The sequence below is a fragment of the Mesorhizobium sp. 113-3-3 genome, from assembly GCF_016756495.1.
In the GTDB taxonomy this organism is placed as follows: domain Bacteria; phylum Pseudomonadota; class Alphaproteobacteria; order Rhizobiales; family Rhizobiaceae; genus Mesorhizobium.
This window is the reverse complement of sequence record NZ_AP023244.1, coordinates 74,559-99,685: the sequence shown is the minus strand read 5'-3', so window position 1 is coordinate 99,685 and position 25,127 is coordinate 74,559. Positions and strand designations below refer to the sequence as shown.

Below are 25,127 nucleotides of genomic sequence, written 5' to 3'. Positions count from 1 at the left end.
TTTGTCGGACGGGCATCGTCCTTATGGTCTTCAGGCTTGAAGCGGCCTCACGCTCTCACGCCGCCCTAAGCAACTGGACCAGGGTTTTTCAGCACGATTTTGCGAATGGCCCGCCGTCTTCCGCGCGTCGCGCCGTCAGACTGCTCGCCGATAAGTCCACAGTTGTGCGGGCGGGATATTGCGGACGACGAAATCATAGTGAGACACGACGTAGCGGTCCGGCATTTTGACTACCGGCGACAAAGGTCCGTAGGTGATTTGGATCACCGGTCTGCCAGCGGGGATGCGGGACAGCAAATCCTCGAGCAGGGCAACACGCTGTTCCATCGGAAAGCTCAACAACGGCACCGCACTTATGACGCAGTCGAACTGCTCCCCGCTGCGTTCGGCCAGCACTTCTCCCAGCGCAAACGCATCGCCCAATCGAAAATCCACGCCTGGAAAGGCTCGCGTCAGGCGATGGTAGAAATCCTTGGAATATTCGACCGAAACCAGTTGTTGCGGCTTGATGCCTCTTTCCAGGATAGCCTTGGTGATGACGCCAGTTCCCGCGCCAAGTTCAAGAACCGGCAATCCGGATGCAGGGTGAATGACGCTTGCCATACGGCGCGCGGCATGAACGGACGTTGGCATCAGCGCGCCCACGCGTTTCTTGTCCTTCTGCCAGCCCTTGAAGAATTGCACTTCTTCTTCGAACTTCCTGCCGAGGCGCTCCTTCAATCGAAAGACCATATTCACTCCCTGTTCCGGCCATTTGTTGTCTGGTCATTTTGACGACGCGCCTTTGTACTAGCGTTGCGCCATTCCCAATCATGCGGCGTTGGCTGCCGCGAGCGCCTGGCCTTTGCATTGCCTGGGCAGAACGCCGACGTTATCGATAAGCCGCGTCCCGCCGAGCCAGGCAGCTACGATCAGGCGGGCCGGTCGATCCGCGGCGCCAAGCAGCGACAGGTCATGGTCTGCTCGTAGCTCGAGATACTCGACTTCGTCGTAACCGTCGGCGAGGATCGCTTGCCTGGCCTCGGCAAGCACAAGCTCTGCTGGCGCTCCCGCCGAAAGCCGCCCGGCAGAGGTGAAGAGGACTTCGGCAAGCCTTGGCGCCGTCTGGCGCTGCTCGGCTGAGAGTCTGACATTGCGCGACGACATCGCCAGGCCGTCGGCTTCACGCATCGTTGGACATGCTACAATCTCGATCGGAATGTCGAGATCGCGGACGAGCCGGCGAACGACGTGCAGTTGCTGAAAATCCTTCTCGCCGAAGAACGCGAGATCAGCACGCGTCTGGAGAAAGAGCTTGGCGACGACGGTTGCTACGCCGTCGAAATGACCGGGACGGAACGCGCCGCACAGGCCGTCGCTCACCCCACTTACCGAGATCGTGGTGGCGAACCCTTCCGGGTACATGTCCGCCGCGTTCGGTGCGTAGAGCAGATGGGCGCCAAGCGGCGCGAGCTTGGCGGCGTCGTCATGCTCAGTGCGCGGGTAGGCCGCGAGATCGGCCGCGCTGTTGAACTGTTTCGGGTTGACGAACAGCGTCACGATAACCCGGTCGGCCTTGGCGAGTGCCGCACGCACCAGGCTCAGATGGCCCTCATGCAGGGCACCCATGGTCGGCACGACAGACCCTCAGGCCATTCTGACGCCATGCCGCGACAGCCATGCGCAACTCGGCGACGGTTCGTGCGATCGAAATGCTCATGCACCTTCTCCACCATTGACTGTCCTTGGCGCATCGCCGAAGACATGCTCATCCGCTGGAAAGCTGCGGTCGCGCACGTCCTGCGCGTAAGCCGCGATCGCCGCCTCGGCGATCTCGCCGAGTTCGGCATAGCGCTTGACGAATTTGGGCCGGAAGTCGCCGAAGATGCCCAACATGTCGTCGACGACGAGAATCTGCCCGTCACAGGCCGCCGAGGCGCCAATACCGATGGTCGGGATTGTTATTTCTCCGGTGATGCGGCGGGCGAGCGCGTCGGGGACCTTCTCCAGCACCACCGCGAAGGCACCGGCCTCGGCCACCGCGAGGGCATCGCGCCGGATGCGCTCGGCATCCTCGCCCCTGCCTTGCACCCGGTAACCGCCGAAGCTATTGACCGCCTGCGGCGTCAGGCCGACATGGGCCATCACCGGGATGCCGCGACCGGTGAGGAAGCGGATTGTCTCGGCCATTGCCTCGCCACCCTCGAGCTTGACAGCTGCGCAACCGGTCTCCGCCATGATGCGTGCGGCATTGCGGAAGGCCTGCTCGGGACTTTCCTCATAGGAGCCGAACGGCAAGTCGACGGTCATCAGCGCCCGCTCCAGCCCGCGGCGCACCGCCTGACCGTGGATGACCATCATCTCAAGCGTCACGCCCAGCGTCGACGTCAAGCCGTGGAGCACCATGCCGACGCTGTCGCCGACCAGAACAATGTCACAATGCCGATCAACGAGCTTTGCGATCGGCGTGGTATAGGCCGTCAGGCAGACCAGCGGCGTTCCACCCTTCCGGGTACGAATATCCGGCGGCGTGATCGCCTTGGTGGTAGCAACCGCACTCAAAGAGGGCTCCTTCCCCAACGTTACCAACCGCGGGTGCCGCGTTTGACACATTTTTGTGCAGGTGCGAAGAGCTAAAATCGCCCACGGTCATAATGTTGACGAGCCGACAATATCGTGGAAAACCAATTAAATCGGTTCAGCTGCTTTCGTGGCAGTGTTCTGCGAACCAGCTCAGGGATCATGCGTCACCAGGCGGCGAAGGGAACCAGCAAAGGCGAAGCTGGAGGCAAGGCGAACGACGCTGTCAAAGCGGATCTGATCGCCGTCGTCGTCGCCGTGAACAACAGCGACCCCTGCGTTCTCACCATTCCCCAGGCAAACGCCCTGCCATCGGGTCCGTTCGAACTCGCGCACCGTTCGCTGCAGTCGGGCCTCAGGGGATGGGTCGAACAACAGACCGGCCAGCCGCTCGGCTATATCGAACAGCTCTATACCTTCGCCGATCGCGACCGGATCGGCGCCGAGCAGCGCGTCATCTCGATCAGCTATCTGGCCCTGACCCAGGCCGAACAGGCGAGCGCCTCAGCCAGACGCTTTTGGGCAAGCTGGTACGACTATTTTCCATGGGAGGATCACCGTTCCGGCACGCCGGCGGTAGTACTGGAAAATCTGCGGTCGCGCCTGAGGGAATGGGCCGAGGGCGCTGAAGACACCGCCACCCGGCTCGATCGCCGGCGGCGTGCGGCCGTCGCCTTCGGCTTCGATGACCGATCATGGAACGAAGAGCTCGTACTCCAGCGCTATGAGCTCCTTTTCGAGGCGGCCCTAGTGGAAGAAGCGATGCGCGGCGGATATCCGGTCGCGCCCACCCCGGGGACCGGCAGATCGATGATCGCCGATCATCGTCGCATCCTGGCAACGGCCATGACGCGGCTGCGCTCCAAGATCAAATACCGGCCCGTCGTGTTCGAACTGATGCCGCCGCTCTTCACACTTCTGCAGCTGCAGCGAACCGTAGAGGCGCTCTCAGGCAGGCTCATCAACAAGCCAAACTTCCGCAGGCTCATCGAGCAGCAGGAGCTGGTTGAGAAGACCGGTAAGACGACCGCCGAAACCCGCGGCCGGCCCGCGCAGCTCTACCGCTTCCGCCACGACATTCTCGACGAGAGGCCCGTGGCGGGAACAAAATTGCCGCTGACGCGGGCTTGACATCCTTATAGTCGCAACGATTATAAAGCCATTATAATCACGTGGACTATAATTGGAGGCTCGATGAGCGCCATCCTGCCTTCGAGTGCGTCCCTGTACGACCGCGTTCGGCGCCTGATCCCCCCGATCGAATGGCCGGTATTTGCCAGCGATATCGATGCCATTCATGATCTGAAGCGGCAGCGAAACGCCGTCATCCTGGCGCATAACTACCAGACGCCGGAGATCTTCCATTGCGTCGCCGACATCGTCGGCGACAGCCTGGCGCTGGCCCGTAAGGCGATGTCGACCGAAGCGGATGTCATTGTGCTCGCCGGCGTGCATTTCATGGCCGAGACGGCGAAGCTGCTCAACCCGCAAAAGACGGTGCTCATCCCCGACTTGCGTGCCGGCTGTTCGCTGGCGGATTCGATCAGCGCCGAGGATATCCGCCTGCTGCGACAACGCTATCCGGGCGTGCCGGTCGTCACCTACGTCAACACGTCGGCCGAAGTGAAAGCCGAGTCCGATATCTGCTGTACCTCCGGCAATGCCAAGGCCGTCGTCGAATCCCTTGGCGTTTCCAGGGTGATCATGCTGCCGGACGAATATCTGGCCCAGAACATCGCCGCGCAGACAAAGGTGCAGATCATCGCCTGGAAGGGGCATTGCGAGGTGCATGAGCGCTTTACGCCGGCCGACATCCGCGAGTTGCGCGAAAGCCATCCCGGTGTAACGGTGCTGGCGCATCCCGAATGCCCGCCCGACGTGGTGGCTGAAGCCGACTTTTCCGGTTCGACCGCGGCCATGTCCGACTATGTCGAAAGGCAAAAGCCGACACGCGCCGTGCTGATGACGGAATGCTCGATGAGCGACAATGTCGCGCTCCAGCATCCGGAGTTGGAGTTCATCCGGCCCTGCAATTTGTGCCCGCACATGAAGCGGATCACGCTTGCCAACATCCGCGCCGCGCTCGAGCAGAACCAACATGTGGTAAGCATCGATCCTGAGATCGCCGGCCGAGCACGGCTTGCGGTCGAACGGATGCTGGCACTTTGAGCGCCGATGTCCGCAGCTTCTTCGGGCGGCCCATTGTCATCGGCGGCGGCATCGCCGGACTGATGACCGCGCTTCATCTAGCGCCTGAGCCAGTGCTTGTTTTGTCCAGGACGCTGCTGGGAGCCGACACAGCGAGCACCTGGGCACAGGGCGGTCTGGCCGCGAGCATGGGTAATGACGATAATCCGGCGCTGCACCTCGCCGACACGATTGCCGCCGGGGACGGGCTCTGCGACAGACGCATGGCAAAACGCATCCTCCAGGCCGCGCCCGGCGCGATCGAGGGGCTTGCGCGCCTCCGGATCCCCTTCGACCGTACGGCGAATGGGTCACTGCGCCTCGGACTAGAGGCCGCACATAGCCGGCGTCGCATCGTTCACGCGCATGGCGACGGCAGCGGGCGTGAGATCATGCGCGCCCTGATCGCGGCCGTGCGTTCCACGCCGTCGATTGTGGTTGTGGAGGGCGTGGAAGCACGCCGGCTGGCGGTGAGCGACAATGCGATCCGAGGTGTCTGGGCGAGTTGTTCGCTAGGATCCGTCTTCTTCGCCACACGGCGCATCGTCCTTGCCACTGGGGGAATCGGCGGGCTGTTTCTCGACAGCACCAATCCATCCGGGAATTGCGGACAGGGCCTGGCGCTTGCAGCCCGCGCGGGAGCCGTCCTCTCCGACCTCGAATTCATCCAGTTCCATCCGACCGCGCTTGACGGGTCGGAGCGCCCGATGACGCTGATCAGCGAGGCTGTCCGCGGCGAAGGGGCCGCCCTCATCGACGAAACCGGCCGGCCCTTTCTCGAGTGCGTGCCTGGGGCAGAACTCGCCGCCCGCGATGTCCTGGCACGCGCGGTGTGGAACCATCTTGCGAACGGCCACCGAGTCTTTCTCGACGCGCGGCAACGGCCCGGTTCGGAATTTGCGCGACAGTTCCCGACAATCGCGTCCGCCTGCCGTGGAGCCGGCATCAATCCGGCGCGCGATCTTATTCCCGTTCGCCCCGCTCAACACTACCACATGGGTGGAGTGGCCGTAGATCGGTCCGGACGTACTTCAGTCAACGGGCTGTGGGCCTGTGGCGAAGTCGCCTCGACTGGACTGCACGGCGCCAACAGGCTCGCCAGCAATTCCCTGACCGAGGCGGTCGTGTGCGCGCGCTGGGTCGCTGAAAGCGTGGCCAGAACCCCTGCGCGCAGGACAAAGTCTGCGTGTGGAGACGAGTACCCATCGCCTGATCCCATACCCGTGCGTCCTTCCCTGTCGCCCGCACTCGGCATCGTCCGGAATGGTGCAGGTTTGAAAGCAGCTATACGGGCCTTGATGCCGATAGCCGAAAGCAAGCACGCAGCAGCGGATCCGGCGGCCGTCGGGCTGATGATCGCGATTGCAGCGTTGCGGCGCGAGGAAAGCCGAGGCGCCCACTACCGGACGGATTTTCCCCATCAAGCACCCGAAGCCAGACGGTCCGAAATCACCCTCGAAGCCGCCTTGGAGGCTGCGCGGGAACTGGCGCACTCTCCAGCGCTGGCAGGCCTCACGTCATGAACCTCAGCCCGCTTCCCGCGATCATGCTCGAACCGCTGGTGCGGGCAGCCCTTCTTGAAGACCTCGGCAGAGCCGGTGACGTAACGACGGACGCCATTGTAACACCCTACCACTATGCAAGAACCGTTCTGGCGGCGCGTCAGCGCGGGATTGTCGCGGGGCTCGATCTGGCCATTCTGGCCTTCCGCCTGATCAGTCCCGATGTTGAAATCTCGCTGGAGCGGCCAGACGGCAGTTGTGTCGTGGAAGGCGAGGTCATCGCATCGGTGGTTGGCCCGGCCCGTGCCATTCTCACCGCCGAACGGACCGCGCTCAATTTCCTCAGCCATCTGAGCGGCATCGCCACGGCGACGGCTTCGATTGTCAACGCGATCCGCGGGCACAAGGCGAAAATCGTCTGCACCCGCAAGACGACGCCGGGCCTGCGCGCTGTCGAAAAATACGCCGTGCGTGCTGGGGACGGTGCCAATCACCGTTTCGGCCTCGACGACGCCATCCTGATCAAGGACAACCACATCGCCATCGCCGGCGGGATTCGTTCGGCCATCAAGCGCGCGCGAAATAGTGCAGGTCATCTCGTCAAGATCGAAGTCGAGGTCGATACGCTGACTCAGTTGGAAGAGGCCTTGACGGTCGCTCCCGACGCCATCCTGCTCGACAACATGTCGGTTGACGACTTGCTCCTGGCGGTGTCGATGGTCGCCGGTCGAGCCATCACCGAAGCATCGGGCAGGATTACCGTCTCAACAGCGCCAGCCATCGCTGCCACCGGCGTCGATCTTATCTCCATCGGCTGGCTGACCCATAGCACGCCGATCCTCGATATCGGACTTGATTTTCGAGCGTCCTTATAACCTGCGAGCAAACCCGCATGACTCGCAAGACGAAGATAGAGCTGGGCACGCCGGTCGGCGCCACCGGGTCGCGGCTGTTGTGCGGCAACGCGCCAGAACATGTCGACGAACCCGACATTTCCGCCATGGTCGACGCGCTCTTCGAGGTGATGGGCAAGGCATGACCAAGCGTATCGTCATCACCGGGACAGACACCGGAATTGGCAAGACCGTGTTCGCGGCTGGGCTAGCCGGCATGCTCGACGGCTTCTACTGGAAGCCGGTGCAATCGGGCTTGGACGGCGAAACCGACAGCGAAGTTGTGGGACGGCTCGCCGGCCTGCCGCCGGGGCGCGTACTGCCGGAAGCTTACCGCTTGCAGAGCCCGCTGTCGCTGCATCGTTCGGCCGAAATCGACGGCATCTCGATCGAGACTGCCGATCTTTCATTTCCGGTCCTGCCGACACCGCTCGTCATCGAAGGCGCCGGCGGGCTGATGGCGCCGCTCAACCGACAGACAAGGTTCATCGATATTTTCCGGGAATGGCAACTACCCGTCATCCTTTGCGCGCGCACCGCGCTCAGCACCATCAATCACACTCTGCTATCGATCGAGGCGCTCAAGGCTCGCTCCATCCCAATCATGGGCGTTGCTTTCATCGGCGACGAGGTGGCCGACAGCCAAAGGACGATCGCGAAGTTGGGCAATGTGCCACAACTCGGCAGGCTGCCGCACCTCGATCCACTGACGCCCAAAACGCTGAGGCACGCGATGATTGCCGGCTTCGACCTAGACCTGATTGCCGGCGCCAATGATGTCGCAGTCTCGTCTGTGGCATCCGTTCACGCAGCACGTACTCGAGCCGGCAATCCCCGAGATCGTCCGGACGGAAGTCGCCTACCTCCACAAGGCTGACAGTGCGCGTGCCCTCGATGCCATTTCGTCCTGGTGGGTCGTCACCCACGGCCACCACCATCGCCGTATCATGAAGGCCATCGAGCCGACTTCGGCGTGCCTCAACCAGACGCTGAAGCCCTGGGCTTCCCCACCACCATGTTCACCGTGCTTTTCGCGGTCGCCCGCACCGTCGGCTGGGATCGCGCGGTGAAGGAAGTGATCGAGGATCCGCACCAGAAGATCGGCCGCCAGTTGACGGCGCCGGATCCATTGCCTCGCGTCCTATCAGACCGGGTCCAGAAGGCGGAAAACCTGTAGGAAAATTACCCTCGATGATCCCTGAGTAAGGCTGATCGATCACCCACGCGAAGCGCGCATATGCTCAGCTGTTCGGTTCAAAATTCTCACGCGTCATTTCGACTGTTTTGCGCCCGTACCATTTCATCCTGGGACGACGTTGGAAGATCGGCCCCTGCAGCCGAGATATGAAGAGGAAAATCCTGAGCATCCCAACTTTTTAATCGCTGCGCAGTATCTTTGCTTCGAGCGCAGCTGCAACGAAAGCTCTTCGAGCAACTGGCGGATGAGCCTCACCACGCAACACCTGAAGACAGGCGTCCATCGCTAGCTTCCGTTTCACGGTCTGACGATCAAGATCACGCAGCAAGATAGCGGCCGCGTCATTGACCTCGAACACGATACGCTCTGAGCTGTGGCGGCCAACCCGAACAACGACCGGCCTCTCAAATCTGCTCAAGCCGGTCATCTCTACGCTCCCCCAAGCCGATCACAAGCCAGTTCGCTGCCGGGTCGAGCCGGTTCCGCCGCGAACTTTGAAATGTCGACACAATGCCCCTCGACGTGCCTCGCGCCGGCCCCCACACTCGGCGCCGACCCTACGCCCGCACTCTTCCACCGCCCGACTTGCAGGCAGCAAGCCACTGCATCGCGGAGGTTGCATCTTCCAAGATGGCGGCCCGTTTTGCAAAGCCGAAAAAGGCATTGCGCGCCGCGCATACAGGGTTTCGCCCTTCGTATGCATCATAGCATGCTCTGAGAGCGGTCTGGTACACCCCGTCTCTCCGATCTTCCGGCCATTCATTGAGAAAATCCAAAGCGTCCGCAAGACTGGCGATCTCTTGAACGATGTGCGTGGCAAGGTTCACGAAAATGGGGCTGCTGAAAGCGTCAGCATTCATTCGTTCTTCCCAACCTGGTGAACAGCTAATTTGCGTGAAGAAGCGCTGCATCGGCGGGCCGACCCATTGCAGATTGTGCTGTCAAGGCGATGACGTTTCAAGAGGTGTGATTCCTCTACCGGCCTCATCGGCCGCCAGCATGCCTCTGACAGCGCCAGCCCAGCCAGCCGAGCCCCGTCGCTGCGGCGGCGGTCGCGTCAGGGACCGCGACTGCGAGGTTGAAGACCGCGGCAGGCTGGGCTTCAGTGAGGCCGCAACCCAGTCTCGCAGAGAGACGCCCAGGTTTCAGAGGCCATGCTCTGGATTGCTGATGATCTTCTCACCCTATCGCGCTCCCGACATTCGGATTCACTTCGAACGGGCTTGCCGTCATCGAGGAACTGGGGCTGGTGGTGGCGAGATCCGTGCGCCCCGCGACGGGAAGCTCCCGAAAAGAAGCTTGTTGATGCAGGGTCCGTTAAGAGCCAGCGAGCCTAAAAACGCCTACCACGATCTGCAGGTAGCCACGGCTGACGCATGCTATTCCATTCAGCCAATGGCGAATCTGACCTATGAGGATGCGCTTGCCCCGTTGATCGCGTGGCCCAGGGATGTGGCGGGTTGCGGACGGGTGAAATGCCAGTATTGCCCTGGGTAAAGTTGGTTATGGGCTATGGTGTCAAAAAGAAAGTCAATTGCGCTGCATCTTCATCATCCCGCTACTGGAGTCGGACAGATGGCGCCCCCGATGTGAGGGAGGGTTTGCCATATCGGGTAACCCTTTCTTCCAGGTCCTCCCATCTCGAGAGTACCGGCTAAACTTCATGACGCCTCGGCAGATGTCAGACTGGACAGGTGGAGGTAAGAGCGACGTCAGTGCCGTTGAAGGGTGGTGGCTGCGATAACAAGAGCCGCATGGGACGAGGTTGGCTTGGGCAATCATGCTAATCGCTTGCGCCGTCCGAGAGAGCCAACGGCATGGGACGGCGGTAGCATCCCCTTGAACGAGAAGGTCGACATGAAGATCATGCAAGAAAAGGACATTTCAGCGTTCGTGCAAGCAGTTGTCGATATTGGCTGCGACATACACGCGATTGGCCTTTTGGGATACATCTTTGGTGATGGCGATTTGACGCCTGCGAAGCAGAGGGCCATCGTGCCACAACTGCGTTGGATTACCAAAACCTACGGCGAACGCGATCATCTTATGGATGAGATAATCGCGTATCTGCGGTCGATCGGACGCTATGTCGAGATTGAGCCGCAGACAGGTGTACACTGATGGCGGCTGCCGGTGCCGGACGCACACATTCATTGCGTTCAGCGACAACCGACACTAGAACCGGCACTTCGCCGACTGTGATTCAAGCCGCCGCCCGGAGAGTTCATGACAGAAGAAGCCGACAACAACATCGACACCCTCATCGAGCTCACAGCCGATGTCGTCTCAGCCTATGTCTCGAACAATCCGATCCCGATGGGTGATCTCCCCGCCCTGATTGGCCAGGTGCACGCAGCACTGAAAGGCACGCTTGGCGGCGTTTCCGCAGCAAAGCCGGAGGCTCTCGAGCCTGCAGTGCCCATCAAGAAGTCGGTGACACCGGACTACATCATCTGCCTGGATGACGGGAAGAAATTCAAATCGCTAAAGCGCCATTTGTCGACCGACTATGGACTGACGCCGGATGAATATCGCGCCAGATGGGGTCTGCCGGCGGACTATCCTATGGTCGCGCCGAATTACGCTGCGGCGCGCTCCGCATTGGCCAAGACCATGGGGCTCGGCCGCAAGCCGAAAGAGCCGGAAACGCCGGCGCCCGGCGAGGCGTAGCCGCAAGACGGTCGCAGCGTGATCTAATTATCTAGATTCGTCTTGAAACGCGAAGCCGCCAAAGGCACAAGCTGCCACAGAGCATGAAAAGGCGGGTTACCCAACCCGCCTTCCCTTTCAAAAGCTTCGTTTCCCCAGGAATTCGCGCGGGCGTGCTGCTTCAGCATTCCCGGTCCATTTTCTCGCCTTATTGAGCGTCAGCCCATCCTGCCAACTGCGTCCATCCTGCTGTTGCAGGAGAAAATTCAGCCAGCTTTGCTGAGGCTGCCGGCGGAAGACTTGCCAGTGCGGCGGTCCTGTTCGATCTCATAATTGATCTTCTGGCCGTCAGTGAGGGTGGAGAGGCCCGCGCGTTCGACAGCGGAAATATGGACGAACACATCCTGACCGCCATTGTCGGGCTGGATAAATCCAAATCCCTTGCTGCTGTTGAACCATTTCACGGTTCCAATCGCCATATGCGTATCCCTTGTAAAGTTCGCTACATGTTTTGGTTCGGTGGTCATGCCGGCCAGCTCACAGTATAACGCAGCAAATGCGAAAGAGCGCAAGGCCCGGAGCGACACGCTGGGGTAAGCGCTTCGTGCAGCCAGTTGGACCGGCGGCGACAAAGCGGCAGTCGCGCCACCCATGACATCCGGCATGCTGGGTTGCAGGTCCATCAACAGCATGAATCGGTCGCTTGTGACCGATTCCAACAATGCGTTGGACGTGTCTGACATCCTCGGGAACATGGGAGTATGAACAAGGGCGACGACCATCTTCATTGCGTTCTGCATATTTTGCGGCTTCGCGATGGGCGCAATAAGGGCGACTGCGTGGGCGACATGATCGTCACCAGGGTCAGGCTGACAGCAGGACAAGAGATCCGGAGCCTGGGCCCAAGCGTCGGCGGTGAGCCGCTTCAGTCGTGGCTTGGACGACCGCAAAGTCTTCGAAAACCGTTGGAGAACGCCTGGGAGCGGGTGGACGAAGGCGTGCTATCGGCCTAGACGACATTCGCAACTCCCCCAAATCTGCCGAGAGCACTATGAAGCAGCAGCGACCCTTTGTCGTCGAGATCAAATAGAAGCGTGGGCTCGTGAAGCGGCCACAGTCGATCTGGGGCGGCATCGACCTGGCTGCCATCGCGAACGAAGTCGCGAAAGCGAAGATGGAAAGTGCGATCGCTGAAGCGACGCCGCAGCCTATTCCCGAAGATGTTCGTTCTCAGGCCATGGTCACTAGCAGTGAAGCATTGCCTGACGCCGAGGACGTGCCCGACGTCCCGCTTCCTCAGCCCCCAACGGTTGAGGAAGCGCCGATGCAGGAAACATCGAACGCGCAGACTGGGGGCAGACGGACCCGCAACAAGAAGCGGTGGCGGAAAGATGTTCCTTTGCCGCGAGGTGAACGCTGGAAGCGGCGCCTGCCGTGGCTGCTCCGCCAGAGCCGGGCTTACTGTAGGTCAACTGTGCCGGGTTGAAGCTGCCCTTGTCGAACTGTCCATGACAGGCCAGCAGTGCTTCGAAGTAAGGCTTGAAACCGTGGTGTAAGGTTGCCTATCAGCCCCTGCCGGATTTCGGCGCGAGAATGAAGTCGAAAACGGACTCAGGCTGGCCAGGCGTCGGCTCTCGCAAAACAGCCGGGAAAGTTGTCGCCGCTTCGGCGTCTACTGCGAGGGCGGCAAGTGTCATTCCGAGTGCGGCTTCAAAGAGCCGGCTCGGCAGAAGCGCCACGCGACGAAAAAGCGCTCCAGCCCTTGCCGAATGGCGCGCGGCCGCGCCCTGCTTTCCTTCGCGGATCTTCACCCCGGTCGCCGCCAACAGGATCAATCCCTTGAAGAACAGTCGATGCTGAGCGCTTTGCTTCGCCGCGTGCCATAGAGGCTCCCAGGCCTGAGCTTCCCAGTAATAGCCGTGGTTGAAAAGGTCGATACCCCATCGGAATGCGTTTGAGCTAAGTGCTTCTTCGACGGCAACAACGGTCCCGGCTCGCTTTGGTACCTGTGACCCAACGGGTCGCGCACCGGATGTGGATGTTTGCCAGGCAGGTATGCGTAGCTCGGGAAATTCTTTTCGGGCAGCAGGCGAGGACGTGGCATAGGCCGAGCAATCATGAAAGCGCGTCGATGACAATTGATGTCCGATGGAATCGACGGGATACTCCTTCATTGGCTGTTGGGTCCTGCCATTCCTGAAGATTCCGCTGTACACCAAACTGCCAGAACGGCGTAGCCGAGAACCAACCGCCAAAACGTCCGGGATTTGCGGAATCGCTGGAGTGAACCCCCAGACTGAGACAAGGAAAATCACGGACAGTTTCCCTGCACGGAGAGGAAACTGGGCATGGCCGGACGGCAAAGAGTTATTGATGAGGACCAAAAACTGGAGCTTCTCCAGCGCATGAAGGCAGGCGAAACCGTCAGCAAGTTGGCAGATGAGGTTGGCATCAGTCGCCAACGTCTTTACGAGTGGCGCGATCAGCTCAGGCTTCGTGGAAACCTGAAGTCACGTCGGCGTGGCCGGCCGGCGAGAGTGGCGGGAGGAGTTGACGGGGACTTACAATTGCAGAGCGCAGTCGATCCACCAGCGCCTCAGGAAAAGGCTCTGACTAAGGCCAGGCGCCGGATCAGGGAATTGGAGCAGAAAGTCGGGCAACAGCAGCTCGATCTCGATTTTTTTCGCGAAGCCTTGCGGCACTTCGAGGAAGATCAGCGTCGGAGCAGCGCTCCTGGCGAAACGGGATCTTCAAAGTCATCGAAAAGATGACGACCGGCCTGTCGCAAGGCGAATTCAACATCGATCGAATGTGCTGGCTCGCGGGGGTCAGCCGCGCGAGTTATTACCGTCACTGGCTGGATTCGGCCCCTCGTCGGGCCGAAACAGGTTTGCGAGACCTCATTCAAAAGATGGCTCTCGGCAACGCGCACTACGGTTACCGCCGGATCGGAGCCCTGTTGCGTCGGGAGGGGTGGCAAGTCAACCACAAGTGCATTCTACGCATCATGCGTGAAGACAATCTGTTGTGCCTGCGCGCGCGACCCTTTGTTCCTGCAACGACGAACTCGAGGCATGGTTGGCAAGTCGTGCCGAACCTCGCCAGGGGCATGATCCTCAGTGGGGTCAACCAGCTATGGGTTGCCGATATCACGTTCCTGCATCTCGCTGAGGAGTTTGCTTTCCTTGCCGTTGTGCTTGACGCGTTTAGCCGCCGGGTGGTCGGATGGGCGTTGGATACGCATCTCAGAGCAAGCCTTGCCATCGAGGCTCTCGAGATGGCCATCACCGATCGCCAGCCCACTCCCGGCAGCCTCGTGCATCATTCCGATCGCGGCGTTCAAGGCGCGTGCGGAGCGTACTCCGAACTTCTGCATCGTCGCGGTATCCAGGCGAGCATGAGCCGTGTCGGAAATCCTTATGACAACGCGAAAGCGGAGAGCTTCATGAAGACCCTGAAGCAGGAAGAGGTGCAAGGTCTCGCCTATAGGGATGCAGAGGATGCCCGCAGGCGCATCGGCGCTTTTATCGATACCGTCTACAACACGCAGCGCCTGCATTCGGCGCTCGACTATCTCACGCCAGAGGAATACGAACAGATGCATTCAGGTGGACGACGGATGGAAAAGGCGGCATAGCTGAACACGGGACGGTGTCCGTGATTTTCCTTGTCTCAGTCTGGGGGTTCACTCCATCGCTGTCCGCGAATTCTGAAAATACTGCATACACGTTGATGTCCCGCTCGATGCGGCCGGCTCAGATAAAGATTTTGCTGTGCCAACGACGTTTGGGCCGCTCGGGAATCCAACCTTTCGTTCGGTCTGGCTCGCGACCCAGGTTTCCAGCCTCGGCTGGCTGATGCAGACAATCTCGACGTTCGATCGAGGATTGCAGGCTTCATCGAACCCTGGCCGCCTTCATTTTATCCGTGTTCGCCAGGGCCCTCGCCGACAATTTCAGCCGCGCCGGGTCAAGTTCACCGGCTGGAGGCCGATAGGTTATAGCCTCTGCGTTGCCGTGTACGATCCTCGGCTTCAGCTTCTTGATCGCATCTGGCGGTGCTATCAACGATCTGGCAGGCCTCGGAGATATGGTGGACCGACGCGATGTTCCCGCTGCCGTTACCCCGGTACGGACCGTGGGCCTGGCACTCGGCGGCATTGTGGTTGCCGGTTTGGCCTCCTGGCGGCTTTCGCTGTGACCACCCCTCACGCCATCCGACACCTTCTGTCGGGTTTGTCGGGTCCGCGCCATAGGCTCGCGTAGCTAATCTCGGGTTTTGCGTCAGACTAATTGGCTGAAAAGCAACCTCAATTTTTTCTTCGGCGCTCGATCAGGCAAATTGGCACGAGTTTTGATGCTCTTCGTTGTGAGGCGGTAGCTGCATTCTTGTGAGGGCAATCGCGATGGATAGAACCAAAAAGGGAAAACATCATATAGGTCTCCGTAGTCGGCAGCGAGCCCAAAGCCGATTCCAGCAGCAGCCTCATCCTGAACGCGAGGTGCAGGACACGGTCCTGCGCTTCCGCCGCAAGGAGAACCATCCTTGTTCGAACCTGTAGCTGAGAAGGCCCCATTTTCGCGAGCGTAAAGCACTAGACTAGGATCTGAGGCAGCACGAACAAATCTGATGGGCAAGTCCCGGATAACGCCTGTTTCACCTACTGGTTGAACAAGTAAGTGAGGAATACGTCATGAACGATCATGTGCAAGTGAAGGACGCTTATACCACCTACGGCGAGATATGGAGCGATATCTATGATGACTATGGGGAAGCGCTCAATATGTCGGTCGAGAACGAGCGGACAGTCAGTTTTCTCGCGCTCTTCGCAAAGAACGGAACCGCACTCGAATTGGGCGTTGGAACCGGCCAAATCGCCTTGCCCCTTTCGCAGACCGGAGCTTCGGTTCACGGTCTCGACAACTCGGAGTCCATGCTTGCCTCGCTTCGCGCAAAGAACGGTGGAGATTCGATCACGGCACACCTTGGCGACATGGCAGAGTTCGACCTTGGAACTCAATATGATCTCGTGTACTGTAGTCGTAACACCTTCTCACTTATCACAAGTGTCGACCGGCAGATTAGTTTCTTTGACTCCGCTATGAAGTCTCTCAGTCCGCACGGACGCCTCGTAATACATTTGGACTATCCATATACGTCTGATTTCTCCGACGCGGGCGCCTATGGCGAGCAAAGAACAACGGTTACCCATGTCGATGAGCAGCGCGCGATGGTGCGCTTTGCCAAGCATGACCGCAATCAACAGCTTTTTATTTCTCAAGATCTCTGGATCCCACCCTCCGGAAGCCGGACCCTGCCGCTGAAGATGCGATATGTCTATCCGACCGAGCTCGACTTGCTCGCAAAGATCAGCGGCCTTGAGCTTGTTGAGCGTTACGGAGATTGGCAGAGGCGCCCGTTTGGCAATGCATCTCGGCAATACATATCGGTGTTCGGTAAAACACAATGAGAATCGTGTGTCACGACCAATACTTTAGGGTTCTGTCGCAATCCTGACTATGGTCGCAAGAAGCGCTATGCGCGCGGCTGCTCAGATGGCAAGGACCTCAAATTGCCGGCGATTGAGGTTTTCGGCAAACCTCGCCTGTCGCTAGAATGATTTCGGCGCTTGGCCGCAGGATTATGCGCCCGGATTCGCAATCAAACCCAGCGGCGGCATCGGCGCCCGGTCGTGGTGCCAGCGGTTCTACCCGGCCATGAATCTCAACATCAAAAGCTGGAGACGGCTACTCGACCTCGACCACCCCAACCACGGGCCTGCTGCTGCCGATCCTGATCTACTGCGTCGGCAAAAGGGGAAGCCCCTCCTCGGCAAGCCCAGGCCGGGGCCCGAGACCACGCACTTCATCGAGCTCGAGGCGTACACAGACTTCGCCCTCGTCGTCCCCGCCCTCCGCGAACTCCACTGCGTCACCCGTTATGACGGTCCGGAGTGATCGGCGGCGACGCGCGGACCAACGGCTACTCGACTATACAACACTACTAACGATTTCGGGAAAGGTGGCCTCGGCGCATCGCTTGCATCTGAACCGGCGCGGCGCCAAGATCGAAATCTCACAGCACTCACGCCGTGCTCCTCCCTTGCCGCTTGACAAGGAACTCTACAAATGGCGCCACTTGGTCGAGAACTTCTTCTGCAAACTCAAGGAGTTCAAGCGTATCGCCATGCGAGCCGACAAAACCTATCAGAACTTTGCAGGCATCATAATCTCGCAGCGGCCGTAACTCACGCTGGATCTTAACAAGCCTTAGTCCATCCGAGGGCCGCGTTGGGCCGAGGTAGGCTGCAGTTGGATCACTCCTATGCCATTCTCTATTGCGATTTGCGTGCCAAATGGCTTCGAGAGTTTCTGGAGACGCTCCAGAATAGCCACTGCCTGCGGTGCGGGCGCGAGCCGCGGCACTCCCCGGTTGGCAAATCTATTTGAACGCCTGAGTTCTATTGGGTGGAGCAACAATTGAACGAGCTGGTTCTGCTCAAAGCGGCTGATGGCGACGACACTCTCATAGAAAATCGTGTCAGATTGGGGGCCTGCAAGTCCCTCCGCCGTTGGATACCCTTTTGCTACCTCATTGACAGTGACTTCGGCATCTGTATCGACCCGCGGGTCCATGCCGTAGATAGCGTACGCGTCTGCACCTAGTGGTGTCCGGAGATCCTGACAGAAGAAATTTCCCAAGCTATAAAGAATAGGTCGACCTTTGTAGATCTCGATGCCTCGTAACTGGTGCGGTCCGTGCACGATGTATGCGTCTGCCCCTGCATCAATGAGCTTGCGAGCAAACGATTGTTCGTAATCAGGCGGTTCTTGGCTCCACACCCCAGGCTCGTGCTCGTGGTTCGTGACGATGCAGAAGTCGGACATCTGCTTGCCCCGGCGAACATTGCGCAGAATATCGGCGACGTCACACGAGTTAGGTTCGAAGCTGTAACCTACTTTGTCGCCCGCCTTGAAGATGACCTCGTCGAGAACTACCTGGCCGGGATCTTTGCCAGCCGGGTTGTAGCCTGGCAGCACTTCGCGCACCTGCCTGAGGTTCTCTAGCATTGCCGGTGGAACCACGATACGCTTTGTCAAACGGAGAGGATTGAGCCCTGGTCTGCCTGGTGCCTCACCCGCATGACCGCCGGCACGAGCCATTGCCGCGAACGTCGTCGCAAAGGAGACCAGCGCCACCCTTCCGCGCGGAGTCTCAAGGAAGCGAGCAGCTCCGGCTTGTGCAAGGTTCTCTCCTGCGCCGGCATGGACGATCCCGTTCCTATCAAGCGTGCGGCTAGTCTCGCGCATGCCTTCCACGCCCCAGTCGAGCGTATGGTTGTTCGCGCGACTGACCATATTGAAGCCCAAGGCCTTTAAGTCAGTCCCCAACCCCGGGTCGCTGATGCAATACGCCCCGCCAAAGTCTGCCTCCGGATACCCTTTGGATTGAACCTCCAAGATGTTGGTTTCCAAGTTGCCAAAGGTGACGTCCGCATCGTCAAAAATCCTGAGGACATCCGCCAGGCCGGGATAGTGGCCTCTTGCTACTGGCCGCGCATAGAGAATGTCGCCGACTGCCGCCATGGTAAAGCCATCATCGACGTTTGTGGCAACTGAACCGACGATGTCAAAGCCACCGTCCTGATGAACCCGATGGCGACTGTTCTCCTGCGAATCTCTATCCATAGTTTTGCTCCATGGGCTGACTTCCTAAACCAAATCCGTTCTACTTTGTCGGTTCTTCGTTCCCGCGCTTGAGATGATCTTCATAACGGTGAGGCCAGCGGCCCTGGCCTCAAGCGAATTGAGGATCGCCTAGACGGCGCCCAGTGCCGGCGGCCGCGGCATAAGGATCGGTCGTTGCCCGCGCTTGACGCGGCCAGGCGCGACGAGAAGGCGGGGCCTTGATCTGTGATCTGCGCACATTCGAGATCGAGCCGCTTAAACAAGCGGTAGAGCTCGACGCGGATCTTGTCTGGCAGCCGCGTTTCCTCTGCGGTGCGGAAGGCCATGAGCTTGTCGGCCCGTTCCACAGGCCTAAATGGAAGCTCCGAATGGCGAAACAGGCAAGAATCGGCTTGACGCGGTTGACGAGCCACGACTGCTACCGGCCAAGGGTTGTCGTTCGCGGCCCGGCTACTGCTCGTCCCCCTCTTCGAGCGTCGGGATTGCCGCCATACTACAACTCTCACCGCGTGAGACGGCAACGCTGGCGGGGATGGCAAAGCCTCAATGTCGCGCGCCCACATTTCGATGACCGCGACGATCGTGTTATCCTGTTCGAGAGCGGTAAAGGGACCCGCTCGCGTCAAAAAGCTGCGACATGCGACCTCCTTGTGATGGTGGATCTATCAGAGCCGAAGAACGCCGCACCCTCGCCGCTCGCCCGATAGCATCTAGTTGCCGGGACACGACCCACTGCCAAGGCGCCAGTACCATTGGACGTTGTCCAAATATCCACCATTCAGGGGACCCGGTGCGTATCAACGAGTTCTTTCACCCTCCGTTTGCGGTACATCTCGGCGTGCGCCCAGCGTTCCGATATCTCGGCGCATTTCAGCTCCATATCCCGAAAATGCGTTTTTGCTACGGAAAGCTGGTCATCGGTTGATCGTTTTCCGGGTCCTCCTCCGAACTGCAGGGCATCCCTGCACTCTTCAAGACTCGCCGGGAACACCCCAGCGAGTTGGCTGGCCAACGCGCTTCGGCGCTCCGCAACGGAGCTATCTTGAGACAGGCGCCTGGCGATCTGGCCAATTGTTGCGTGGGCATTCCTGAAAGGGATGCCTCGCGACGCCATCCGTTCGGCGGCGATGGCCGTCATTGATGACCCGTCTTCGAGATGATCGCGCATCGACCTCACGTTGAACGACATGTACTTTACGATGAGCGATGTGAGGCTGATGGCTCTCTGCAGGGCCTCCTCTGAAAGCCTGAGAGGAGAGCAGCCGTAGGTGCTTGCTTCAATCGAGTTGCTGAAAGGCGCTTTGCAGGTAGCCGTTGCCGCAGAAACGTATGCGCCAATTACGGTGCTTGCCGACCCCTTGATGTGTTCAAGTAGGAACGGGTTCTTCTTTTGCGGCAGCATGGACGAGCGGCCGGCAAGATTTCGAGGAACATCGATGAGAGCGAATTCGCGTGTTGTCCAGACCTGCAGATCCTGGGCCACACGACTGAGCAAGGTTGAGATGCTAGCAAAGATTGAAAGCCCGTGCAGGTGATGGTCGCGGCTCGCGACCGCATCAAGGGAGTTGAACGACGGCTCTTGAAATCCTAGAAGACTTGCGGTTTTCGAAGGATCAATCGGCATACTGGTGCCTCCGCCGGCACCAGCTCCCATAGGGCAGTTCCTGATGTCTTCCAGAAGGCTATGGAGGCGCTGGCGCTCGCGCCCCAGAGCGAAAAAGACGCCAAGCAGATAGTGCCCTGGCGATCCGGGGAGTGCGATCTGGTACTGACTGTACAACGGAGCCACAAGGCTCGATGCTTCCTCCACCCGTTGAAGCAGGGCACCTTGTGCAATTCCTATCTGTTGAGAGATGGAAGACGCGGCTTCCCGAAGGACCAGAAGAGAAATGGTCGCGTTCAAGTCGTTACGAGATCTCGCAAGGTGCAACCAGCCGGCCTTTTCCGGGCCAGCTCTGGTGGCAAGTTCGGCCTCATAGGCAAGGTAGAGGCCACGCGGAGCCTCGCGGCCCTCCAAAGACTTAAACCCCTCGTCCTGGAGGTCCAAGATGTGCTTGAGGAGATCGGCAGCGGCTGCCTGGCTGACCAGGCCCTGGTCCGCAAGCATCACCAGATGTGCTTCGTCTATGGCCGCCTGGTGCTGCAGAAGGCGGCCATCGCGCGAGAGTTCTATAGGCGGGGCGAGCAACTTCATCGCTACAGGATGTAGGTGCCACCCGGCTTCGCTTAACCCAGCGACTTGCTTGATGTCCGAATCGCCTGCGGCCGCCTCGATATCGATCACAAGGGAATCAATCATCCGTTCAGCGCCCGCGGCGGCGGCATTGAGTTCATCAGCGACGCCTATGGCGTAGGCTACCCGGTCTCTGAAGTCGCCATTTATTTGAACTTCCTCCCCCTCAGATTTCAGAAGACCTGCTTCAGGCACTGTAGGCTCTGGGTTTCCAGAAAAGCCCAAGCGTTTGAGCTTTCCGGACGTCTGAGCAAGTCGGAAGCGGATGGCCCCCGCCCTTGCGCTCGCCTGTGGAGGCGTGAACCCTTCTCCCGCGTAAAGTCTAATCACCATGTCAAGGATTGACGTTCCTAGGGCGTGGGAAAGCATGACTGGAATCATCCCTCCAGCCAGCCTGGGGTTGACCTCAATGATGACGGGGCCCGACTCCGCTATCACGAACTCCACATGAACCGGTCCGAAATTCAGGCCCAGAGCCGACACCGCGCCTGCGGCAAATGAAGCCAATTCCTTGAGGGATGGCTCCGGTAGCGGGGCGGGGAAGTCGTGCCCTATCTCAACGAAGCAGGGAGGCGGCCCCTTGTGCTTGGCAAGAATTCCAAGGCAATGCAGCGTCCCGTCGCACGCAATTATCTCCGCAGAATATTCCTTACCCTCCACATACTGCTGGATGAGGATGTCTGGGCTGGGCAGATCCACTTGATCGAGCAGTGAACCCCTTGCACTTTCAAACGCCTTGATGGCGGCTGTGGCACTGTCGCACAACCTCACGCCGCTGCTGCCACTGCCGGACACCGGCTTGACGACCACCGGTAGAGTGGCTTGGGCAAGAATATTCTCGACGTCTCTGACGGAAGTGGCCAGTCGTGTTTCAGGGATCGCGATAGATTGCCGCTGCAACTCGGCCGCTTGCTTCCATTTGTTCCGGCATGTGGCTATGGCCTCCGAATTCGCTGCTGGTAGGCCCATCTCCATCGCCGCGCTTGACGCTGCTTCCACAAAATAATCCGACGACGAGTATATACCTGCCAGGCCTCTTAGTTTGGCAGCGATCCTGACGAGTTCGTCCGGACTGCGCGTTTCAGCTTCGATCACCCGGGTCACCGAGTCCTTAAGAAACGGATACCGCGCCGGATTGCGGGTAACGAGGTAGGTCTCAAAGCCCAGGAGTCGGGCCCGCTTCAGCAATAGTTCGCCAGTGCCAGTCGTGTTGCTTTCCACGAAAAGGAAGCTACCTCTGTTCATCATGACGCGTCCTCCGGAGCGTTTAGGACAGCTTCCCGGCTTTTCCGCTTCCAGAGATATCGGTTCCATGGTGGGAGGGCAGTCGAAGGGTGATTTTGGGTTGTCGGCGCGTCCAGCAGAACACCCTCATGTAGACATCCGTTCTGCTTGAGCCACTCGTGGTCGTAAACGGCTTCGACATAGCGGTGGCCCTCATCAGGACATATGACGACTACGGTTTCTCCTGGATACTGCCGAGCGCGCCAACGCCCGACGATGTAGCTCGCTCCCGAGGTCGGACCGGCGAAAATGGCGTGCCGCTCGTGGAGGGTTCGCGTAGCAGCAAATGCGAGCGGAGCCGAGATGAAATGCACCTCGTCGTAGAGTTCATGCTTCACGTTCTTGGGGACAAGACTGTTCCCCAGCCCCCGCAGTTTCCGTTCGCCATCCTGTTGGCCAAAAATGACGCTATTGAAGGTGTCCACTCCAATCAGGCGCGCGCCAGGGGCTTTATGGCGGAGGCGCTCGATCGTTCCGCAAGTTGAGCCGCCTGACCCCACAGAACCGACCAACGTTACGTCGGCATCCAACATCCCCGATATCTGATCGGCGAAGAGCTCATAGGCCGCGGGGTTGTCGGGTGTTTCGTATTGCCGGGGCCAGAAGCAGGAGTGGCCCAACTGTCTCATCCTAGCAGTTAGTGCGTCGAGGCGGCTTCTTTGATAGCCTCCCTGCTTCGCCTTTTCAGTTATTATGAAGACTTCGGCTCCCAAGGAGCTCAGCCTGTTTTCCAGGCCTTTGTCCATCACCGGGTCTGTGAAGATTTCGAGCTGGAATCCGCGTTCCCGGCAAACTACGGCCAAACCCAGCGCGAAGGTTCCGCTCGAGGTCTCGAGAACTTTCATGCCGTGCGTCAACGTCCCTCGAGCCAGCGCTTGCTCAATGATGTACTTCGCAGGGAGAAGCTTCATGAACGCGAACTGCGCAAGATAGAGATTTGCCTCACACCTAATAATGCTGGGAAGAGCATAGGCATCAGAATATCCAGCGAATGGCGGGCGTTTGCGGATAGCGTCCATTTTGCTTACCTCACCGGCAGCCAGTCATGGTCAGATATATTTTTGGCGAGTTGTCGAGCGGCGATACATGGGTGAGCACAGACCGAAGCTTCCGTGGAAAGTCAGCCGCCATTCGATCAAGCAGGATTCCAATCATGGTGCCGCTGTGCGCGACTATGACCCCGAGAGCGTCAGTGGCCTCGGATGCTTTCAGCATCGAGTTCAGATGCTTCTTTGGAGTTCGCTCCTGATGCAGGAGCGAGCTGGCTGTAGCTATTCTGCCTATGGTGGCCGTATCACCGCGCGGAATTGCTATCCGTGCGCGGTCGAGTAATTCGCGATACTCTGCTCTGTGACTGCCGGAGATTTCACCTCGCCGTTGATCATAGTCGACGGTTTCGACGGTCCCTCCTTCATCGATGCCAACGATTGCAAGCGGCGGCATTTGCCCAAGGAAGGAGAGAAGGCTACATGCTCGCTGCTGATATGCGACCACTCCCGGGTACATCACCCCGTCGGATGGCTCGATCTCCGCCATGAACTTCTCAATCAACGATGTCCGAACCCTACGTTTGAAGCAGCAGGCGATTGACCGTGCAGTCGCAACAAGATCCGCAGACGAACTCGCCAGCCCTTTGCCTTCAAGGAGCTCCGATTGTAAAAAGAGGATTCCTCCCGAGGCGCCGAGCGCAATCACGAGATTCTCGGCCAATCGTTTTGCTTTGACTTTATGTGGCGGATAAACGGTTACAGACCGTGTGCCTGCAATCGGCATAAAGTGGGCACGCGCAAACAGTGCGATCGGCATCGTGACCAAGAAGTGAGAGTCCCTTGATGCGGAGTCGACCGGCAACTCGCCTTGCAGCAACTCGCCGAATGTGCCGCAACAAAGAGCGTCGCTGCACTGAACCCTAGGCTGCTGCTCGTCCGCCGCGATAATCTGGACCCCATCTGCGCGATCGAACGTTTGGTAAGACATGTATGGCCGCCAAACTTCATCGGCGGCCGCTTCGAGAAGTTCGCTAGTCGACATGCTCGCCCTGCTTCCTGGAGGGTCGATAGGATACGTGGAATTCTGAATCGCCATATTACTTTCCCCGTCAGGTACATCGAATTGCTACGGGACGAGACCTGGATTCTCGCAAGGGGGCTCGCGTTTCAGTTGGATACTTTCAAGTTCGATGACAGCGTTCGATTGGACCGCTGGATTAGGTCAATCGCTCGAAGATGACGTTGATGTCAGTCATTGCAGCAAGCCGGTATGATCTGCGTTCCATCAGATTGATGATCTTGCCCCTGATGCCCTTTAGATGATGCTCACTTGGCTCGCATTGGATGACAGCAGGTCTGATGCGCTCGTAGTCAATGGCCTTAATGAGATCGTGATCCAGTCCTTCGCAATCAATCGATAAGAAATCGACCTTATTGGCATATGGGGTCAATAGTTCATTGATACCGATCGCGCTCACCTCGATGTGTTCTCGGATACCTCCTATACCGTTGAAATCGCCGAAACTTTCAATATGTGCCTTATCCACAGAGGAAAGCTCATGGGCGTTTCCGATGAAGAGCTTGGCAGACGCTTGCGGAGCGGGCAAGACAACGGATCGCACGAGAACGTCTTCCGGGCGCGCAGTGCGGATCAGCGCTTCCAATTCAGGATTGGGTTCAACCAGAACACCTCGTGCGCCTCTTTGGTACATAAGATAGGTACTTGAGGTAGAGATGGGGTGATTAGCGCCGATCTCGACATAGAACACACTGGCCCAAGATCTTTGGCTCTTACAGAGTTTTGCAGCCAAAATTCCTTCGACAATAACGTCTTCTCCGGCTTGTGCGTAACTAGCCGGCGCGAAGTGCTTGATCCGAGAGTTCGGCAGATTGAGCCTAGCGACCTCCTGGTTTATGGACTGGTTTTCAAACTGGGACAACATAG

23 protein-coding genes and 4 pseudogenes are annotated in these 25,127 nt (G+C 59.1%); 15 read left to right on the top strand and 12 right to left on the bottom strand.

The genetic code is table 11. The features are described 5' to 3' along the window. Positions 1-135: 135 nt before the first annotated feature. The 3 genes and pseudogenes from pmtA to panB all read right to left on the bottom strand — a co-directional run bounded on the left by pmtA (position 136) and on the right by panB (position 2,541). Positions 136-732 carry a phospholipid N-methyltransferase PmtA gene (pmtA, locus tag JG746_RS34615; RefSeq protein WP_199202276.1) on the bottom strand — a complete coding sequence of 199 codons (597 nt, stop codon included), beginning with the start codon at positions 730-732 and terminating at the stop codon, positions 136-138. Positions 733-810: 78 nt separating this feature from the next. Then, positions 811-1,699 (bottom strand): annotated as a pseudogene (gene panC / locus JG746_RS34610) (pantoate--beta-alanine ligase). Continuing rightward, positions 1,696-2,541, bottom strand: a complete 846-nt coding sequence (gene panB, locus JG746_RS34605) for a 3-methyl-2-oxobutanoate hydroxymethyltransferase (protein WP_199202275.1) — start codon at positions 2,539-2,541, stop codon at positions 1,696-1,698. The pseudogene panC and the gene panB overlap by 4 nt, the downstream one beginning before the upstream one ends. Positions 2,542-2,721: 180 nt before the next feature. Between panB and JG746_RS34600 the strand changes: the two genes are divergently transcribed. The 7 genes and pseudogenes from JG746_RS34600 to JG746_RS34565 all read left to right on the top strand — a co-directional run. After that, on the top strand, positions 2,722-3,690 hold the full coding sequence (locus JG746_RS34600) for an NUDIX hydrolase (protein WP_199202274.1): 969 nt from the start codon (positions 2,722-2,724) through the stop codon (positions 3,688-3,690). A 63-nt stretch (positions 3,691-3,753) separates the two neighbouring features. Beyond that, positions 3,754-4,728, top strand: a complete 975-nt coding sequence (gene nadA, locus JG746_RS34595; RefSeq protein WP_199202273.1) for a quinolinate synthase NadA — start codon at positions 3,754-3,756, stop codon at positions 4,726-4,728. Further along, positions 4,725-6,269: an L-aspartate oxidase gene (locus JG746_RS34590; protein WP_199202272.1), complete on the top strand. Its 1,545-nt coding sequence runs from the start codon at positions 4,725-4,727 to the stop codon at positions 6,267-6,269. The genes nadA and JG746_RS34590 overlap by 4 nt, the downstream gene beginning before the upstream one ends. Next, positions 6,266-7,123, top strand: a complete 858-nt coding sequence (nadC, locus tag JG746_RS34585; protein WP_199202271.1) for a carboxylating nicotinate-nucleotide diphosphorylase — start codon at positions 6,266-6,268, stop codon at positions 7,121-7,123. Before JG746_RS34590 ends, nadC begins: the two co-directional genes overlap by 4 nt. A 17-nt stretch (positions 7,124-7,140) precedes the next feature. Then, positions 7,141-7,287, top strand: coding sequence for a hypothetical protein (locus JG746_RS34580; RefSeq protein ID WP_199202368.1), 147 nt, complete (start codon positions 7,141-7,143; stop codon positions 7,285-7,287). After that, positions 7,284-7,910 (top strand): annotated as a pseudogene (gene bioD / locus JG746_RS34575) (dethiobiotin synthase); the annotation flags it as partial. The gene JG746_RS34580 and the pseudogene bioD, both read left to right, overlap by 4 nt. 222 nt (positions 7,911-8,132) lie before the next feature. Further along, positions 8,133-8,318 (top strand): annotated as a pseudogene (locus JG746_RS34565) (citrate/2-methylcitrate synthase); the annotation flags it as partial. A 199-nt stretch (positions 8,319-8,517) separates the two neighbouring features. Here the strand turns inward: JG746_RS34565 and JG746_RS34560 are convergent. Both JG746_RS34560 and JG746_RS34555 read right to left on the bottom strand, forming a co-directional pair. Continuing rightward, positions 8,518-8,766, bottom strand: a complete 249-nt coding sequence (locus tag JG746_RS34560) for a DUF982 domain-containing protein (protein ID WP_199202270.1) — start codon at positions 8,764-8,766, stop codon at positions 8,518-8,520. A gap of 130 nt (positions 8,767-8,896) precedes the next feature. Continuing rightward, positions 8,897-9,199, bottom strand: a complete 303-nt coding sequence (locus tag JG746_RS34555) for a DUF982 domain-containing protein (RefSeq protein ID WP_199202269.1) — start codon at positions 9,197-9,199, stop codon at positions 8,897-8,899. A 997-nt stretch (positions 9,200-10,196) separates the two neighbouring features. Between JG746_RS34555 and JG746_RS34550 the strand changes: the two genes are divergently transcribed. Continuing rightward, a complete protein-coding gene (locus JG746_RS34550) occupies positions 10,197-10,460 on the top strand; it encodes a hypothetical protein (protein ID WP_199202268.1) in 264 nt (87 codons plus the stop codon). Between the two features lie 105 nt (positions 10,461-10,565). Beyond that, a pseudogene (locus JG746_RS34545) lies at positions 10,566-11,031 on the top strand (MucR family transcriptional regulator). Positions 11,032-11,254: 223 nt separating this feature from the next. Here the strand turns inward: JG746_RS34545 and JG746_RS34540 are convergent. Beyond that, positions 11,255-11,467, bottom strand: a complete 213-nt coding sequence (locus tag JG746_RS34540) for a cold-shock protein (RefSeq protein ID WP_199202337.1) — start codon at positions 11,465-11,467, stop codon at positions 11,255-11,257. A 623-nt stretch (positions 11,468-12,090) separates the two neighbouring features. Between JG746_RS34540 and JG746_RS34535 the strand changes: the two genes are divergently transcribed. Beyond that, entirely contained in the window at positions 12,091-12,474 is a 384-nt protein-coding gene (locus JG746_RS34535) for a hypothetical protein (protein WP_199202266.1), read from the top strand. A 79-nt stretch (positions 12,475-12,553) separates the two neighbouring features. Here the strand turns inward: JG746_RS34535 and JG746_RS34530 are convergent, their stop codons facing one another. Beyond that, positions 12,554-13,162, bottom strand: coding sequence for a DUF309 domain-containing protein (locus JG746_RS34530; RefSeq protein WP_244731033.1), 609 nt, complete (start codon positions 13,160-13,162; stop codon positions 12,554-12,556). Between the two features lie 174 nt (positions 13,163-13,336). On the opposite strand from JG746_RS34530, the gene JG746_RS34525 reads away from it, so the two are divergent. From JG746_RS34525 to JG746_RS34500, 5 genes are all read left to right on the top strand, one after another. After that, entirely contained in the window at positions 13,337-13,759 is a 423-nt protein-coding gene (locus tag JG746_RS34525) for a helix-turn-helix domain-containing protein (protein WP_199202265.1), read from the top strand. Next, positions 13,756-14,625 carry an IS3 family transposase gene (locus tag JG746_RS34520; protein ID WP_199202264.1) on the top strand — a complete coding sequence of 290 codons (870 nt, stop codon included), beginning with the start codon at positions 13,756-13,758 and terminating at the stop codon, positions 14,623-14,625. Before JG746_RS34525 ends, JG746_RS34520 begins: the two co-directional genes overlap by 4 nt. Positions 14,626-15,681: 1,056 nt before the next feature. Beyond that, on the top strand, positions 15,682-16,458 hold the full coding sequence (locus JG746_RS34510; RefSeq protein ID WP_199202263.1) for a class I SAM-dependent methyltransferase: 777 nt from the start codon (positions 15,682-15,684) through the stop codon (positions 16,456-16,458). 247 nt (positions 16,459-16,705) lie between these two features. Beyond that, entirely contained in the window at positions 16,706-16,945 is a 240-nt protein-coding gene (locus JG746_RS34505; protein WP_244731032.1) for a hypothetical protein, read from the top strand. A 64-nt stretch (positions 16,946-17,009) separates the two neighbouring features. Beyond that, a complete protein-coding gene (locus tag JG746_RS34500) occupies positions 17,010-17,234 on the top strand; it encodes a hypothetical protein (RefSeq protein ID WP_244731044.1) in 225 nt (74 codons plus the stop codon). Positions 17,235-17,257: 23 nt separating this feature from the next. Here JG746_RS34500 and JG746_RS34495 read toward each other — a convergent pair whose 3' ends face one another. The 5 genes from JG746_RS34495 to JG746_RS34475 form a co-directional block, all read right to left on the bottom strand. Further along, positions 17,258-18,676, bottom strand: coding sequence for a CapA family protein (locus JG746_RS34495; protein WP_199202262.1), 1,419 nt, complete (start codon positions 18,674-18,676; stop codon positions 17,258-17,260). A 778-nt stretch (positions 18,677-19,454) separates the two neighbouring features. After that, positions 19,455-22,157, bottom strand: coding sequence for a lyase family protein (locus tag JG746_RS34490; protein WP_244731031.1), 2,703 nt, complete (start codon positions 22,155-22,157; stop codon positions 19,455-19,457). Further along, a complete protein-coding gene (locus JG746_RS34485; protein WP_199202261.1) occupies positions 22,154-23,212 on the bottom strand; it encodes a cysteine synthase family protein in 1,059 nt (352 codons plus the stop codon). Before JG746_RS34485 ends, JG746_RS34490 begins: the two co-directional genes overlap by 4 nt. Before the next feature lie 10 nt (positions 23,213-23,222). After that, on the bottom strand, positions 23,223-24,224 hold the full coding sequence (locus JG746_RS34480; RefSeq protein WP_244731030.1) for a GHMP family kinase ATP-binding protein: 1,002 nt from the start codon (positions 24,222-24,224) through the stop codon (positions 23,223-23,225). 175 nt (positions 24,225-24,399) lie between these two features. Next, entirely contained in the window at positions 24,400-25,125 is a 726-nt protein-coding gene (locus tag JG746_RS34475) for an FkbM family methyltransferase (RefSeq protein WP_199202259.1), read from the bottom strand. Between the last annotated feature and the right edge of the window lie 2 nt (positions 25,126-25,127).